Origin of the sequence: Mycobacterium tuberculosis H37Rv (assembly GCF_000195955.2) — a bacterium.
GTDB lineage: Bacteria > Actinomycetota > Actinomycetes > Mycobacteriales > Mycobacteriaceae > Mycobacterium > Mycobacterium tuberculosis.
In genome coordinates, this window is the sequence record NC_000962.3 from 1,655,528 (window position 1) to 1,671,372 (window position 15,845).

The window sequence follows — 15,845 nt, forward strand, 5'->3', positions numbered from 1 at the left end:
GGCCCTGATCGGGCCCAGTCTCTCCGAGCGGGAAGAACGTACGCAACCGTAACCTGCGGTGGGAGGGCGGAACTGCGGCGACTATGTTCCGTTCGCGCCGGGCAGGCCGAGCAGCAGCCCGCCCCTGCCGCCGAGCCCGGGGGCGCCGGCCCCGCCGCCGTCGCCGCCGTCACCGCCGTTACCGATCAGCTGGGCGTTGCCACCGTTGCCGCCGTTGCCGCCCAACGCGCCGCCATCGCCGCCTTCCCCGCCGTTGCCGAACAACCCGGCCTGGCCGCCGGCCCCGCCGTGGGCGCTCGATGCCCCCCCGGCTCCGCTGCCGCCGGCGCCGCCGTTGCCATAGAAGAACCCGGCATCGCCGCCACGCCCAGCGCTACCCGCGGATAGGGCTGCCCCGCCGGCACCACCGTCGCCGAACAGGAAGGCCCTGCCGCCGGCGCCACCTCCGCCGAGGAAGCTGCTGGCGCCAGCACCGCCGTTGCCAAAAAACAGCCCGCCGTTGCCTCCAGAGCCACCGGCTCCCATGCCGTTGGGGCTGATGCCACCCGCGCCGCCGGCCCCGAAGAGCACGGCGGAGCCGCCGATGCCGCCGGCACCGCCGCCACCGCCGCTATTGCCGCCGGCCCCGCCGTTGCCGAACAGCCACCCGCCGGTGCCGCCGGCGCCGCCGTTGGCGCCCAGGGCGCCCACGCCGCCGTTGCCGCCGTGGCCCAGCAGTCCGGCGGCGCCGCCGTTGCCGCCGGGGCCGGCAGCGGGCGAGAAGCCGTTGCCGCCATTGCCGATCAGGAGTCCGCCGGCCTGGCCGTTGGGGTTCGCCGCGGTCCCATCGGCGCCGTTGCCGATCAGCGGACGGTTCAACAGCGCCAGGGTGGGCGCGTTGATGACGTCGAATAGCGGCTGCAAGGGGCCAAAGTTGGTGGCCTCCGCGGCGGCGTACGCCTGCGCGCCGCCGGACAGGGCTTGCACGAACTGGCTGTGAAACGCCGCGGCTTGGGCGCTGAGCACCTGATAGGTCTGGCCGTGCGCGCCGAACAACGCCGCGACCGCCGCCGACACCTCATCGGCGCCTGCGGCCGCGACAGCGGTCGTCTGGGCCGCCGCGGCCGAGTTGGCCGCGCTAATCATCGAACCGAGGCGCGCGAGATTCCCCGCCGCTCCCGACACGAACTCCGTATTCGCGACCACGAACGACATCTGGCACCTCCGCAATGAAGAGCTAGCGACCGACGTATCTTATCGCGATCCAGCGGCCGCTTCACCCGTTTCGGGGTAACGCACCCCGCCAGAATGGTTAATCCGTTAGTGGCCCCGCTTGCCTTGTGCCAGTGACCAATTCAATCGCATACCGCAATGCAATCGAGATTTTTGGTCGTTCCTGCGTCCCTACACTCGGTTCATCCTGACGAATTCGCACCCCTGTCGTGAGGCCGCCGGAATGACCTTGACCGCTTGTGAAGTAACTGCCGCGGAGGCTCCTTTCGACCGCGTTTCAAAGACCATTCCCCACCCATTGAGCTGGGGAGCCGCGCTGTGGTCGGTAGTCTCCGTGCGCTGGGCCACCGTGGCGCTGCTGCTGTTTCTCGCCGGACTAGTGGCGCAACTGAACGGTGCTCCCGAGGCCATGTGGTGGACGCTTTACCTGGCCTGTTATCTGGCCGGCGGCTGGGGCTCGGCATGGGCGGGCGCACAAGCGTTGCGGAACAAGGCACTTGATGTGGATCTGCTGATGATTGCCGCGGCGGTCGGAGCGGTCGCGATTGGGCAGATCTTCGACGGCGCGCTGCTGATCGTGATCTTCGCCACGTCCGGTGCGCTGGATGACATTGCCACCAGACACACCGCGGAATCGGTCAAAGGCCTGCTGGACCTCGCGCCGGATCAGGCGGTGGTGGTCCAGGGCGACGGCAGCGAACGGGTGGTGGCGGCCAGCGAGCTGGTGGTGGGGGACCGGGTGGTGGTGCGGCCGGGGGACCGGATACCCGCAGACGGTGCGGTGCTGTCGGGGGCTAGCGACGTCGACCAACGCTCGATCACCGGTGAATCGATGCCGGTGGCCAAGGCCCGCGGTGACGAGGTGTTCGCCGGCACCGTGAACGGATCGGGTGTATTGCATCTGGTGGTCACCCGTGACCCGAGCCAGACCGTGGTAGCCCGCATCGTCGAACTGGTCGCCGACGCTTCGGCGACGAAGGCCAAAACCCAACTGTTCATTGAGAAAATCGAGCAACGCTACTCCCTGGGCATGGTCGCGGCCACCCTTGCCCTCATCGTTATTCCGCTGATGTTCGGCGCCGACCTGCGGCCGGTGCTGCTGCGCGCCATGACCTTCATGATCGTGGCATCGCCATGCGCGGTGGTGCTGGCCACCATGCCGCCGCTGCTTTCGGCGATCGCCAACGCAGGCCGTCATGGGGTGCTGGTCAAATCCGCGGTGGTCGTCGAACGCCTGGCCGATACCAGCATCGTCGCTTTGGACAAGACCGGTACGCTGACCCGTGGCATCCCGCGACTGGCTTCCGTCGCACCGCTGGACCCCAACGTGGTCGATGCCCGGCGATTGTTGCAATTGGCAGCTGCCGCAGAACAATCCAGCGAGCACCCGCTTGGCCGGGCGATCGTCGCGGAAGCTCGTCGGCGTGGTATCGCCATACCGCCCGCCAAGGACTTCCGCGCGGTCCCGGGCTGCGGGGTCCACGCCCTGGTGGGCAACGATTTCGTCGAGATCGCCAGCCCGCAAAGCTACCGCGGTGCACCGCTAGCAGAGCTGGCGCCGCTCCTTTCTGCCGGCGCCACTGCCGCCATCGTCTTGTTGGATGGAGTTGCCATCGGTGTGCTCGGGCTCACCGATCAGCTTCGTCCGGATGCCGTGGAGTCCGTCGCGGCGATGGCTGCATTGACCGCCGCACCACCGGTGCTGCTCACGGGTGACAACGGGCGAGCGGCTTGGCGGGTCGCTCGGAACGCCGGGATCACCGATGTGCGAGCCGCATTGCTGCCCGAGCAGAAGGTTGAAGTCGTGCGCAACCTGCAGGCCGGTGGTCACCAGGTGCTGCTCGTCGGCGACGGCGTCAACGACGCTCCCGCCATGGCCGCCGCCCGCGCCGCTGTCGCCATGGGCGCCGGCGCCGATCTGACCCTACAGACCGCAGACGGGGTGACCATACGGGACGAACTGCACACCATCCCGACGATCATCGGGTTGGCACGGCAGGCGCGCCGGGTGGTCACCGTCAACCTGGCCATCGCGGCCACCTTCATCGCCGTCCTGGTGCTGTGGGACCTTTTTGGGCAGCTGCCGCTGCCACTGGGTGTGGTGGGTCACGAAGGGTCCACTGTGCTGGTGGCCCTCAACGGCATGCGGCTATTGACCAACCGGTCGTGGCGGGCCGCGGCTTCGGCTGCGCGTTAGGCTCGATGTCGCAGAACTGACCAGGGCTGCGTTAGGGGTGCCCGTGACCACTCGAGACCTCACGGCGGCGTATTTCCAACAGACCATCTCCGCCAACAGCAACGTGCTTGTGTACTTTTGGGCACCGCTGTGCGCCCCGTGCGACCTGTTCACACCGACCTACGAGGCGTCGTCGCGGAAACACTTTGACGTCGTGCATGGCAAAGTCAACATCGAAACCGAGAAAGATCTGGCCTCGATCGCCGGGGTCAAGTTGTTGCCCACGCTGATGGCCTTCAAGAAAGGCAAGCTGGTCTTCAAACAAGCCGGCATCGCCAATCCCGCGATCATGGACAATCTGGTGCAACAACTCCGGGCATACACCTTCAAGTCCCCGGCCGGCGAAGGTATCGGCCCTGGAACAAAGACTTCATCCTGAGGCGTTGAGGCAGGCGTGACTACCCGAGACCTCACTGCCGCACAGTTCAACGAAACCATCCAAAGCAGCGACATGGTGCTCGTCGATTATTGGGCCTCCTGGTGCGGCCCGTGCCGCGCGTTCGCGCCGACCTTTGCCGAGTCGTCGGAAAAACACCCCGACGTGGTGCACGCCAAGGTCGACACCGAAGCCGAACGAGAGCTTGCAGCGGCCGCTCAGATCCGATCCATCCCCACGATCATGGCCTTCAAGAACGGCAAGTTGTTGTTCAACCAGGCCGGCGCGCTGCCGCCGGCAGCATTGGAGAGCCTGGTGCAGCAGCTCAAGGCCTACGAGGTGGAGGCCGGCGAAGCCACCACCCAGAACGGGCGAGCCCAACAAGCCTGACCGGGCGCCAGGCGCCCGGCTGTGCCCCACCGCTGCGCGGCGCAAGTCGTCGCCGGGTACCGTTCAACGGTGAGTTTGGTCCTCGTCGAACACCCGCGGCCCGAGATCGCGCAGATTACCCTCAACCGGCCGGAGCGGATGAACTCCATGGCATTCGATGTCATGGTGCCGCTCAAAGAGGCCTTAGCGCAGGTCAGCTACGACAACTCGGTGCGGGTGGTGGTGCTGACCGGCGCGGGTCGAGGGTTTTCTCCGGGTGCGGATCACAAGTCGGCGGGGGTGGTGCCGCACGTCGAGAACTTGACTCGGCCCACCTACGCGCTGCGTTCGATGGAGCTCCTCGATGACGTCATCTTAATGCTGCGACGGCTGCACCAGCCGGTGATCGCCGCGGTCAACGGCCCCGCCATCGGTGGTGGGCTGTGCCTGGCACTGGCTGCAGACATTCGGGTGGCCTCGAGTAGCGCCTACTTCCGGGCCGCCGGTATCAACAACGGGCTGACCGCCAGCGAATTGGGGCTGAGCTACCTGTTGCCCAGGGCCATTGGATCCTCACGTGCGTTCGAGATCATGTTGACCGGTCGCGACGTCAGCGCCGAGGAAGCCGAGAGGATCGGGCTGGTATCCCGTCAGGTACCCGATGAACAGCTGCTAGATGCCTGCTACGCGATCGCCGCACGGATGGCGGGATTCTCGCGGCCGGGAATTGAGTTGACCAAACGTACGCTGTGGAGTGGACTGGACGCCGCCAGTCTGGAGGCGCACATGCAGGCCGAGGGCTTGGGGCAGCTCTTCGTCCGGCTGCTCACCGCCAACTTCGAAGAAGCGGTTGCCGCACGGGCCGAGCAGCGGGCGCCGGTGTTCACCGATGACACGTAACAGCGCCCAAGACAACCGACGACCAGGGAGCGAATGTGATCACAGCTACGGACCTCGAGGTCCGCGCTGGCGCGCGCATCCTGCTCGCACCCGACGGCCCCGACCTGCGTGTGCAGCCCGGCGATCGTATCGGGCTGGTCGGACGTAACGGTGCCGGCAAGACCACCACGCTGCGCATTCTGGCGGGGGAGGTCGAACCCTATGCCGGGTCGGTTACCCGTGCCGGCGAAATCGGCTACCTGCCACAGGATCCCAAAGTTGGCGATCTCGACGTGCTGGCCCGTGACCGGGTGCTGTCCGCCCGCGGACTGGACGTCCTGCTCACTGATCTGGAGAAGCAGCAGGCGTTGATGGCCGAGGTCGCCGACGAGGACGAGCGTGACCGCGCCATCCGCCGTTACGGTCAGCTCGAGGAGCGATTCGTCGCGCTGGGCGGCTATGGCGCCGAAAGCGAAGCCGGCCGCATCTGCGCCAGCCTAGGCTTGCCCGAGCGGGTGCTGACCCAGCGGCTGCGTACCCTTTCCGGAGGTCAGCGCCGCCGGGTGGAACTAGCCCGCATTTTGTTCGCCGCGTCCGAGAGTGGCGCTGGAAATTCCACCACCTTGTTGCTCGACGAGCCGACTAACCACCTCGACGCTGATTCGCTGGGCTGGCTGCGGGACTTCCTGCGCTTGCATACGGGCGGGCTGGTGGTCATCAGCCACAACGTGGACCTGGTGGCCGATGTCGTCAATAAAGTGTGGTTCCTGGATGCCGTGCGCGGCCAGGTCGATGTTTACAACATGGGCTGGCAGCGCTACGTCGACGCTCGGGCCACCGACGAGCAACGTCGCATCCGGGAACGCGCTAACGCCGAACGCAAGGCGGCCGCGCTGCGTGCACAGGCCGCCAAGTTGGGCGCCAAGGCCACCAAAGCCGTTGCGGCCCAGAACATGTTGCGCCGCGCCGATCGGATGATGGCCGCACTCGACGAGGAGCGAGTCGCCGACAAGGTGGCCCGGATCAAGTTCCCCACCCCGGCGGCGTGTGGACGCACACCGCTGGTGGCCAACGGTCTGGGCAAGACGTATGGCTCGCTGGAAGTCTTCACCGGTGTCGACTTGGCCATCGACCGCGGCTCGCGGGTGGTCATACTCGGACTCAACGGTGCCGGCAAGACCACGCTGCTGCGATTGCTGGCCGGTGTCGAGCAGCCCGACACCGGAGTGCTGGAACCCGGATACGGTTTACGGATCGGCTATTTCGCGCAGGAGCACGACACGCTCGACAACGATGCCACCGTTTGGGAGAACGTCCGGCACGCGGCACCGGATGCCGGCGAACAGGACCTGCGCGGCCTGCTGGGTGCGTTCATGTTCACCGGTCCGCAGCTCGAGCAGCCGGCCGGCACGCTCTCCGGCGGTGAGAAGACCCGGCTCGCGCTGGCCGGCTTGGTGGCCTCCACCGCGAATGTGCTGCTGCTCGATGAACCGACCAACAATCTCGATCCGGCCTCGCGCGAGCAGGTGCTCGACGCGCTGCGCAGCTACCGAGGTGCGGTGGTGCTGGTGACGCATGATCCCGGGGCGGCCGCGGCGCTCGGTCCCCAACGGGTGGTGCTGTTGCCCGACGGCACCGAGGACTACTGGTCCGACGAGTATCGAGATCTCATCGAGCTGGCCTGACCTAGATGCGGCTGCCGCGTAACGATTTCGGCCAAAGCACCACCGGGGCGGCGGCGGGTTCTTAGGCTAGGTGCCTGGGATCGACGGAGGGTACCGATGCGGAAGTCAAAGAAGACGCGCGATCAGCTGCTGCGCGAGTTGCGCAACGCCTACGAGGGCGGGGCCAGTATCCGCAACCTGGCGGCCACCACCGGCCGGTCGTACGGATCTATTCACAGCATGCTGCGCGAGTCAGGCACCACGATGCGCGGCCGCGGCGGCCCCAATCGCCGTTCCCGGCCGCGTTGATCCGCCGATTGTGAATCTGACGACGCGACAGCGGCGTGTCGCGTCGTCAGATTCACAGTCAGCGCATGTCAAGACCGACGCACCGAGTTCTCCACCAGGTCGAGGACGGCGGCTAGCCGCTGCGGGTCTTCGCCGGAGGCCAGCCGGGCCAGCAATCCGTCGAGCACCAGGTCCAGGTAGCACCGCAAAACGTCGCTAGGCACATCGTCACGCACTCGGTTAGCCTGCTTTTGCCGGCGCAGCCGATCGGTGGTCGCCGCCGCCAATTCCGCGGAGCGCTCCGCCCAGCCGCGGCTGAAGTCAGGGTCGTTGCGCAGCTTGCGTGCGATCTCCAACCTGGTGGCCAGCCAGTCGAACTGGTCGGGCGCGGCAAGCATGTCGCGCATCACACCGATGAGGCCTTCGCGGGATGCTACAGCCGCCATTCGCTCGGTATCCTCGCGCGCCAGCGCGAAAAACAGCGCGTCCTTGTCGCGGAAGTGGTGAAAGATCGCACCGCGCGACATCCCGATTGCCTGTTCCAGGCGCCGGACCGTGGCCTTGTCATAGCCGTATTCGGCAAAGCAACGGCGCGCACCGTCGAGGATCTGACGGCGGCGAGCCGCCAGATGGTCCTCGCTGACCTTGGGCACGGGCGCTCGGTCAGCCTGACTTCAGTATGTTGCGCAGCACGTACTGCAGGATGCCGCCGTTGCGGTAGTAGTCCGCCTCACCGGGGGTGTCGATGCGCACCACGGCGTCGAACTCGATCGTGGCGCCGTCGCCCTTGGTGGCCTGGACGCACACCGTCTTGGGTGTCTTGCCGTCGTTAAGCACGTCGATACCGGTGATGTCGAAGACCTCGGTACCGTCGAGTCCCAACGACGACGCTGACTTTCCTTCGGGGAACTGCAGCGGGATCACGCCCATGCCGATCAGGTTGGACCGGTGGATCCGCTCGAATGACTCGGCGATCACCGCCCGCACGCCCAGTAGCAATGTGCCTTTGGCCGCCCAGTCCCGTGACGAACCCGACCCGTACTCTTTGCCGCCGAACACAACCAGCGGAATGTGTTGCGCCGCATAGTTCTGCGCGGCGTCGTAGATGAACGCCTGCGGACCGCCCGGCTGGGTGAAGTCGCGGGTATAACCGCCGGACACGTCGTCTAGCAGTTGGTTACGCAGCCGGATGTTGGCGAAGGTGCCACGAATCATCACCTCGTGGTTGCCGCGGCGAGAACCGAAGGAGTTGTAGTCCTTGCGGTCGACACCGTGTTCGTCGAGGTAGCGCGCCGCGGGAGTTCCGGGCTTGATGGCGCCGGCGGGGGAGATGTGGTCGGTGGTCACCGAATCACCGAGCAGCGCCAGCACCCGGGCACCGCTGATGTTGCCGACCGGTTCGGGTTTGGCTGTCATCCCCTCGAAATACGGCGGCTTGCGCACGTAGGTCGAATTCGGGTCCCACTCAAAGGTGTTGCCGCTCGGGGTTGGCAGGTTGCGCCAGCGGTCGTCGCCCTTGAACACGTCGGCGTAGTTGCGGGTGAACATCTCCTGGTTGATCGCCGCGGCGATGGTGTCGGAGACATCCTGCTGCGATGGCCAGATATCGCGGAGAAAAACGTTCTTACCGTCTTTGTCTTGACCGAGCGGCTGGGTTTGGAAGTCGAAGTCCATGGTCCCGGCCAGCGCGTAGGCGATGACCAGCGGCGGCGATGCCAGGTAGTTCATCTTCACGTCTGGGTTGATACGGCCCTCGAAGTTCCGGTTGCCGGACAGTACCGCGGTCACCGAAAGGTCGTTGTCGTTAACCGCTTTTGAGATTTCCTCGGGCAGCGGCCCGGAGTTGCCGATGCAGGTGGTGCAGCCGTAGCCGACCAGATAGAAGCCGAGCTTCTCCAGATACGGCCACAGGCCGGATCTGTCGTAGTAGTCGTTGACCACTTGCGAGCCCGGGGCAATCGTGGTCTTCACCCACGGCTTCGAGGTCAGTCCCTTTTCGACGGCGTTGCGGGCCAGCAGCGCCGCGCCCAGCATTACTTCGGGGTTGGAGGTGTTGGTGCAGGACGTGATCGCGGCAATCACCACCGCGCCGTGGTCGAGCACGAATTCGCCGAGTTCGTCCGACTTCACCCGCACTGGGTTGCTCACCCGGCCATCGGCATGCGCGGCAGCCGAGTGCACGGTTTCGTCAGTGGCGACGTCGTCGTTGGCGAACGTCAGCTGCCCCGGGTCGCTGGCCGGGAATGTCTCCTCGACTACCTCGTCCAGCTTCGAGTGCGGGTCGTGGGGGGAATCCGGGGAACCATTGCCGACATAGTGGTAAATCTGCTCGCGGAATGTTGATTTGGCTTGCGCCAACGCGATTCGGTCCTGTGGACGCTTTGGTCCGGCGATCGACGGCACCACGTCGGATAGGTTGAGTTCGAGGTATTCCGAGAACTCCGGCTCGTGCTTGGGATCGTGCCACATGCCCTGCGCCTTGGCGTAGGCCTCGACCAGTGCGACCTGCTCCGGCGTGCGACCGGTAAACCGCAGATACTTGATGGTTTCTTCGTCGATCGGGAAAATCGCTGCGGTGGAACCGAATTCGGGACTCATGTTGCCCAGGGTGGCGCGGTTGGCCAGCGGCACCTCGGCCACGCCCTCGCCGTAGAACTCGACGAATTTGCCGACGACGCCGTGCTGGCGCAGCATCTCGGTGACGGTCAACACCACGTCGGTGGCGGTGACTCCCGGCTGGATCTCGCCGGTCAACCTGAAACCCACGACCCGCGGGATCAGCATCGATACCGGCTGACCCAGCATCGCGGCCTCCGCCTCGATGCCGCCGACACCCCACCCGAGCACACCCAGGCCGTTGACCATGGTGGTGTGTGAGTCGGTGCCCACGCAGGTGTCGGGGTAGGCCACTCCGTCGCGAGTCATCACCACGCTGGCCAGGTACTCGATATTGACCTGGTGCACGATGCCGGTGCCCGGCGGCACCACTTTGAAGTCGTCGAAAGCGCCTTGGCCCCAGCGCAGGAATTGGTAACGCTCACCGTTGCGCTGGTATTCGATTTCGACGTTGCGCTCGAATGCGTCGGCGCGGCCGAACAAATCGGCGATCACCGAGTGGTCGATCACCAAGTCTGCGGGCGCCAGCGGGTTGACCTTGTCCGGGTTGCCGCCCAGATCGGCGATCGCCTCGCGCATGGTGGCCAAGTCGACGATGCACGGTACGCCGGTGAAGTCCTGCATCACCACCCGGGCGGGCGTGTACTGGATCTCGATGCTGGGCTCGGCCTTAGGGTCCCAGTTGGCGATGGCCTCGATGTGGTCCTTGGTGATGTTGCTGCCGTCCTCGTTGCGCAACAGGTTCTCGGCGAGCACTTTGAGGCTGTAGGGGAGTTTCGCGGTATTGGGGACGGCGTCGAGACGATAGATCTGGTAACTCTTTTCGCCGACCTTCAGGGTGTCGTGGGCTCCGAATGAGTTCACAGATTTGCTAGTCACATCAACTCCCAGGGATTTGGTTCGCCCGCCGACGGGCCGTGTCGACGGCGTGGTGTCAGCCTAGCAGTACGCTTGTCCTGCTTTGTTGCCGTGTGGGTGCGCGCCGAAGTGCGAGCAGCGCGTAACGTGCCAGTAGCACGTCGGCAGGAAGGATGCGATGACCGGGCCATATTTTCCTCAGACGATCCCGTTCCTGCCCAGCTACATTCCGCAAGACGTCGACATGACCGCGGTCAAAGCGGAGGTCGCCGCACTCGGTGTCAGCGCTCCACCGGCGGCCACGCCGGGCCTGCTCGAGGTGGTCCAGCACGCTCGCGACGAGGGCATCGATCTCAAGATCGTGCTGCTCGACCACAACCCGCCCAATGACACACCGCTGCGTGACATCGCGACCGTTGTCGGGGCCGACTACTCGGATGCCACCGTCTTGGTGCTCAGCCCGAACTATGTCGGCAGTTACAGCACGCAATACCCCCGGGTCACGCTCGAGGCCGGGGAAGACCATTCCAAGACCGGCAATCCGGTGCAGTCCGCGCAGAACTTTGTCCATGAGCTGAGCACACCCGAGTTTCCCTGGAGCGCGCTGACCATTGTTTTGCTGATCGGTGTGCTGGCAGCGGCTGTGGGTGCTCGGTTGATGCAACTGCGCGGGAGGAGGTCAGCAACGTCGACTGACGCCGCCCCAGGGGCGGGGGACGATCTCAATCAAGGCGTCTAGCCAGCCACATCTATCTCTTCTCGTGTTGCCGCGCTAACCGGGCGGTTGTTTGCGGCAAACGCGCGAGGTCACCGTTGGGTCACATTAGTCGCACGTACCGGGGGCAGTTTGTGACTTACGTTTCCATAGCGTCAGATGTGACGTACGGTGCAAATGATGCTTGTGGTGTCGTTGGCGTTGACCTGCGCTGTCCCTCCGAGTTGAGCCCTAGGAGATCTGAGTCGAATGAGACGGAATCGCCGTGGCTCGCCAGCGCGACCGGCCGCACGGTTTGTCCGTCCGGCAATTCCGTCGGCTTTGAGTGTGGCCCTGCTGGTATGCACACCGGGGCTGGCTACCGCCGATCCACAGACGGACACCATCGCCGCGCTGATTGCCGACGTCGCCAAGGCCAACCAGCGCCTGCAAGACCTGAGCGACGAGGTTCAGGCCGAACAGGAAAGCGTTAACAAGGCGATGGTCGACGTGGAAACCGCTCGGGACAACGCTGCCGCGGCCGAAGACGACCTGGAGGTCAGCCAGCGCGCGGTTAAGGACGCCAACGCGGCGATCGCCGCGGCTCAGCACCGGTTCGACACCTTCGCGGCGGCCACCTACATGAACGGTCCCTCGGTCAGCTACCTCAGCGCGAGCAGCCCCGACGAGATCATTGCCACTGTGACCGCCGCCAAGACCCTTAGCGCCAGTTCCCAAGCGGTGATGGCCAACCTGCAGCGGGCCCGGACCGAGCGGGTGAACACGGAGTCGGCGGCGCGGCTAGCCAAGCAGAAGGCTGATAAGGCCGCCGCCGACGCAAAGGCCAGCCAGGATGCCGCGGTGGCGGCGCTCACCGAGACCCGGCGGAAGTTCGATGAACAGCGCGAGGAGGTCCAACGCCTGGCCGCCGAGCGCGATGCGGCTCAAGCCCGACTGCAGGCGGCCAGGTTGGTTGCCTGGTCCTCGGAGGGTGGTCAGGGTGCGCCGCCGTTCCGGATGTGGGATCCCGGATCGGGCCCTGCCGGTGGGCGTGCATGGGATGGCTTGTGGGACCCCACGCTGCCCATGATCCCCAGCGCCAACATCCCCGGCGACCCGATCGCGGTAGTGAACCAGGTGTTGGGGATCTCGGCAACGTCAGCGCAGGTCACCGCCAATATGGGGCGCAAGTTCCTGGAGCAGCTGGGCATCTTGCAGCCCACCGATACCGGCATCACCAACGCTCCGGCGGGCTCGGCCCAGGGCCGGATTCCGCGAGTTTATGGGCGCCAGGCTTCTGAATACGTGATCCGCCGCGGCATGTCACAGATCGGGGTGCCCTATTCCTGGGGCGGCGGCAATGCCGCGGGCCCGAGCAAGGGCATCGACTCCGGGGCCGGCACCGTCGGCTTCGACTGCTCAGGCCTGGTGTTGTACTCGTTTGCTGGGGTGGGCATCAAGCTGCCGCACTACTCGGGTTCGCAGTACAACCTGGGCCGCAAGATCCCGTCCTCGCAGATGCGCCGCGGCGACGTCATCTTCTACGGCCCGAACGGTAGCCAGCACGTGACGATCTACCTCGGCAACGGCCAGATGCTCGAGGCGCCCGACGTCGGTTTGAAGGTGCGGGTTGCGCCCGTGCGCACGGCTGGCATGACCCCGTATGTGGTCCGATACATCGAGTACTAGACGAGGATTCATGCGCCACACGCGTTTTCACCCGATCAAACTGGCCTGGATCACCGCGGTGGTTGCCGGCCTGATGGTCGGTGTGGCAACGCCCGCCGATGCCGAACCCGGACAATGGGATCCCACGCTGCCGGCATTGGTCAGTGCGGGGGCGCCCGGAGATCCGCTGGCGGTAGCCAACGCGTCGTTGCAGGCCACCGCCCAGGCCACCCAGACCACGCTGGATTTGGGCAGGCAGTTCCTCGGTGGGTTGGGAATCAACCTCGGCGGCCCTGCTGCCAGCGCTCCCAGCGCCGCCACAACCGGCGCGAGCCGGATTCCGCGGGCCAACGCCCGTCAGGCCGTCGAATATGTGATTCGCCGGGCCGGGTCGCAGATGGGGGTGCCCTATTCGTGGGGTGGTGGCTCGCTTCAGGGCCCCAGCAAGGGCGTGGACTCGGGGGCCAACACTGTCGGCTTCGACTGCTCAGGTCTGGTGCGGTATGCCTTCGCCGGGGTCGGCGTGCTGATCCCGCGGTTCTCCGGTGATCAGTACAACGCCGGTCGCCACGTTCCGCCCGCTGAGGCCAAGCGCGGCGACCTGATCTTTTACGGCCCAGGCGGCGGCCAGCACGTCACCCTGTATCTGGGCAACGGCCAAATGCTGGAGGCATCCGGAAGCGCCGGCAAAGTCACGGTGAGCCCGGTGCGAAAGGCCGGAATGACGCCGTTCGTGACTAGGATCATCGAATACTGAGCCAGGTGTGATTTGCCGGGCACCACCGCGGCGTCGACGGAATCCAGGAGGCCTGGAATAGTTGAACGCGGGCGCGTCGCTGCCCCGCGACGTTGGTCATGTCGGCAGTCGTGTCCGATTGAGCTGTGGAGGATTTTGATGACATCAGCAGGTGGGTTCCCCGCGGGCGCCGGCGGTTACCAGACCCCGGGTGGGCATTCAGCTTCGCCAGCCCACGAGGCGCCCCCCGGTGGTGCCGAGGGGCTGGCCGCCGAGGTGCACACGCTGGAGCGGGCCATCTTCGAGGTCAAGCGGATTATCGTCGGCCAGGACCAGCTGGTGGAGCGGATGCTCGTCGGCCTGCTGTCCAAGGGGCATGTGCTGCTTGAGGGCGTTCCCGGCGTGGCCAAGACGTTGGCGGTGGAGACCTTCGCTCGGGTGGTCGGCGGGACATTTTCGCGCATCCAGTTCACCCCGGATCTGGTGCCCACCGACATCATCGGGACGCGCATCTACCGGCAAGGCAGGGAGGAATTCGACACCGAACTCGGACCGGTGGTGGCCAACTTCCTGCTCGCCGACGAGATCAACCGGGCTCCGGCGAAGGTGCAGTCGGCGTTGCTGGAAGTCATGCAGGAGCGCCATGTGTCCATCGGCGGTAGGACCTTCCCGATGCCCAGCCCGTTCCTGGTGATGGCGACGCAGAACCCGATCGAGCACGAGGGCGTCTACCCGCTACCGGAGGCGCAACGGGACCGCTTCCTGTTCAAGATCAACGTGGGCTACCCGTCGCCCGAAGAAGAGCGCGAAATCATCTACCGTATGGGTGTTACCCCGCCGCAGGCCAAGCAGATCCTGAGCACGGGCGACCTGCTGCGGCTGCAGGAGATAGCGGCCAACAACTTCGTCCACCACGCGCTGGTCGACTATGTCGTTCGAGTCGTCTTCGCCACCCGCAAACCCGAGCAGTTGGGGATGAACGACGTGAAGAGCTGGGTCGCGTTCGGCGCATCCCCGCGTGCTTCGCTGGGCATCATCGCCGCCGCACGGTCCCTGGCGCTGGTCCGGGGCCGTGACTATGTCATCCCGCAAGACGTCATCGAGGTCATTCCTGATGTGCTGCGACACCGGCTCGTGCTCACCTATGACGCGCTCGCCGACGAAATCTCACCGGAGATCGTCATCAACCGTGTGCTGCAGACTGTGGCGCTGCCACAGGTGAATGCCGTTCCACAGCAAGGCCATTCGGTGCCGCCGGTGATGCAGGCCGCGGCCGCGGCGAGCGGCCGGTGACCGAATCCAAAGCGCCGGCGGTGGTGCATCCGCCGTCGATGCTGCGCGGGGACATCGACGACCCGAAGCTGGCGGCGGCGCTGCGCACCCTCGAGTTGACCGTCAAGCAGAAGCTCGACGGTGTCTTGCACGGCGATCACCTCGGCCTGATACCTGGGCCGGGTTCGGAGCCAGGGGAGTCGCGCCTCTACCAGCCCGGTGACGATGTCCGCCGGATGGACTGGGCGGTCACCGCTCGCACCACTCACCCGCATGTCCGGCAGATGATCGCCGACCGGGAACTGGAAACCTGGCTGGTGGTCGACATGTCGGCCAGCCTGGATTTTGGCACCGCCTGCTGCGAGAAACGTGACCTCGCGGTGGCGGCGGCGGCTGCCATCACCTTCCTCAACAGCGGCGGCGGCAACCGGCTCGGTGCGCTGATCGCCAACGGCGCCGCGATGACTCGGGTGCCGGCTCGCACCGGGCGCCAACATCAGCACACGATGTTGCGCACCATTGCGACCATGCCGCAGGCCCCTGCGGGGGTCCGCGGCGACCTGGCGGTTGCCATCGATGCGCTGCGCCGGCCCGAACGTCGTCGCGGGATGGCGGTGATCATCAGCGATTTTCTGGGCCCGATCAACTGGATGCGTCCGCTGCGGGCGATCGCAGCCCGCCATGAGGTGCTGGCCATCGAAGTGCTCGATCCGCGCGATGTCGAATTGCCGGACGTGGGTGATGTGGTGCTGCAGGACGCCGAATCCGGGGTTGTGCGCGAGTTCAGCATCGACCCTGCGCTGCGCGACGACTTCGCTAGGGCAGCTGCGGCGCACCGGGCCGACGTGGCGCGCACCATCCGCGGTTGCGGGGCACCCTTGCTATCGCTTCGCACCGACCGCGACTGGCTTGCCGATATCGTACGATTCGTCGCCTCTCGCCGGCGTGGGGCATTGGCGGGACACCAGTGATGGGTC

The 15,845-nt window shown here is 66.0% G+C and carries 14 protein-coding genes; 11 read left to right on the top strand and 3 right to left on the bottom strand.

The window, feature by feature from the left end:
• Positions 1–81: 81 nt before the first annotated feature.
• Positions 82–1,194 (bottom strand): PE-PGRS family protein PE_PGRS29, encoded by a 1,113-nt coding sequence (PE_PGRS29, locus tag Rv1468c; protein ID YP_177814.1) that lies wholly within the window; start codon positions 1,192–1,194, stop codon positions 82–84.
• Positions 1,195–1,435: 241 nt separating this feature from the next.
• Between PE_PGRS29 and ctpD the strand changes: the two genes are divergently transcribed.
• From ctpD to Rv1473A, 6 genes are all read left to right on the top strand, one after another.
• Positions 1,436–3,409 (top strand): cobalt/nickel-exporting P-type ATPase, encoded by a 1,974-nt coding sequence (ctpD, locus tag Rv1469; protein NP_215985.1) that lies wholly within the window; start codon positions 1,436–1,438, stop codon positions 3,407–3,409.
• A gap of 43 nt (positions 3,410–3,452) precedes the next feature.
• Entirely contained in the window at positions 3,453–3,827 is a 375-nt protein-coding gene (gene trxA / locus Rv1470; protein NP_215986.1) for a thioredoxin TrxA, read from the top strand.
• A gap of 15 nt (positions 3,828–3,842) precedes the next feature.
• Positions 3,843–4,214, top strand: coding sequence for a thioredoxin (gene trxB1, locus Rv1471; RefSeq protein ID YP_177815.1), 372 nt, complete (start codon positions 3,843–3,845; stop codon positions 4,212–4,214).
• Between the two features lie 21 nt (positions 4,215–4,235).
• Complete coding sequence (gene echA12 / locus Rv1472; RefSeq protein NP_215988.1) at positions 4,236–5,093, top strand: enoyl-CoA hydratase EchA12; 858 nt, start codon at positions 4,236–4,238, stop codon at positions 5,091–5,093.
• 35 nt (positions 5,094–5,128) lie between these two features.
• Positions 5,129–6,757: a macrolide ABC transporter ATP-binding protein gene (locus Rv1473; RefSeq protein NP_215989.1), complete on the top strand. Its 1,629-nt coding sequence runs from the start codon at positions 5,129–5,131 to the stop codon at positions 6,755–6,757.
• 96 nt (positions 6,758–6,853) lie between these two features.
• A complete protein-coding gene (locus tag Rv1473A) occupies positions 6,854–7,045 on the top strand; it encodes a transcriptional regulator (RefSeq protein YP_177644.1) in 192 nt (63 codons plus the stop codon).
• 68 nt (positions 7,046–7,113) lie between these two features.
• Here Rv1473A and Rv1474c read toward each other — a convergent pair whose 3' ends face one another.
• Positions 7,114–7,677 carry a transcriptional regulator gene (locus Rv1474c; protein ID NP_215990.1) on the bottom strand — a complete coding sequence of 188 codons (564 nt, stop codon included), beginning with the start codon at positions 7,675–7,677 and terminating at the stop codon, positions 7,114–7,116.
• Positions 7,678–7,687: 10 nt separating this feature from the next.
• Positions 7,688–10,519, bottom strand: coding sequence for an iron-regulated aconitate hydratase (gene acn, locus Rv1475c; RefSeq protein ID NP_215991.1), 2,832 nt, complete (start codon positions 10,517–10,519; stop codon positions 7,688–7,690).
• 157 nt (positions 10,520–10,676) lie between these two features.
• Between acn and Rv1476 the strand changes: the two genes are divergently transcribed.
• The 5 genes from Rv1476 to Rv1480 all read left to right on the top strand — a co-directional run bounded on the left by Rv1476 (position 10,677) and on the right by Rv1480 (position 15,839).
• Positions 10,677–11,237: a membrane protein gene (locus Rv1476; RefSeq protein ID NP_215992.1), complete on the top strand. Its 561-nt coding sequence runs from the start codon at positions 10,677–10,679 to the stop codon at positions 11,235–11,237.
• A gap of 225 nt (positions 11,238–11,462) precedes the next feature.
• Positions 11,463–12,881 (top strand): peptidoglycan endopeptidase RipA, encoded by a 1,419-nt coding sequence (ripA, locus tag Rv1477; RefSeq protein ID NP_215993.1) that lies wholly within the window; start codon positions 11,463–11,465, stop codon positions 12,879–12,881.
• Between the two features lie 10 nt (positions 12,882–12,891).
• On the top strand, positions 12,892–13,617 hold the full coding sequence (locus Rv1478; protein NP_215994.1) for a peptidoglycan endopeptidase RipB: 726 nt from the start codon (positions 12,892–12,894) through the stop codon (positions 13,615–13,617).
• 138 nt (positions 13,618–13,755) lie between these two features.
• Entirely contained in the window at positions 13,756–14,889 is a 1,134-nt protein-coding gene (moxR1, locus tag Rv1479) for a transcriptional regulator MoxR1 (RefSeq protein ID YP_177816.1), read from the top strand.
• Positions 14,886–15,839, top strand: a complete 954-nt coding sequence (locus Rv1480; RefSeq protein ID NP_215996.1) for a hypothetical protein — start codon at positions 14,886–14,888, stop codon at positions 15,837–15,839. Before moxR1 ends, Rv1480 begins: the two co-directional genes overlap by 4 nt.
• Positions 15,840–15,845 lie beyond the last annotated feature (6 nt).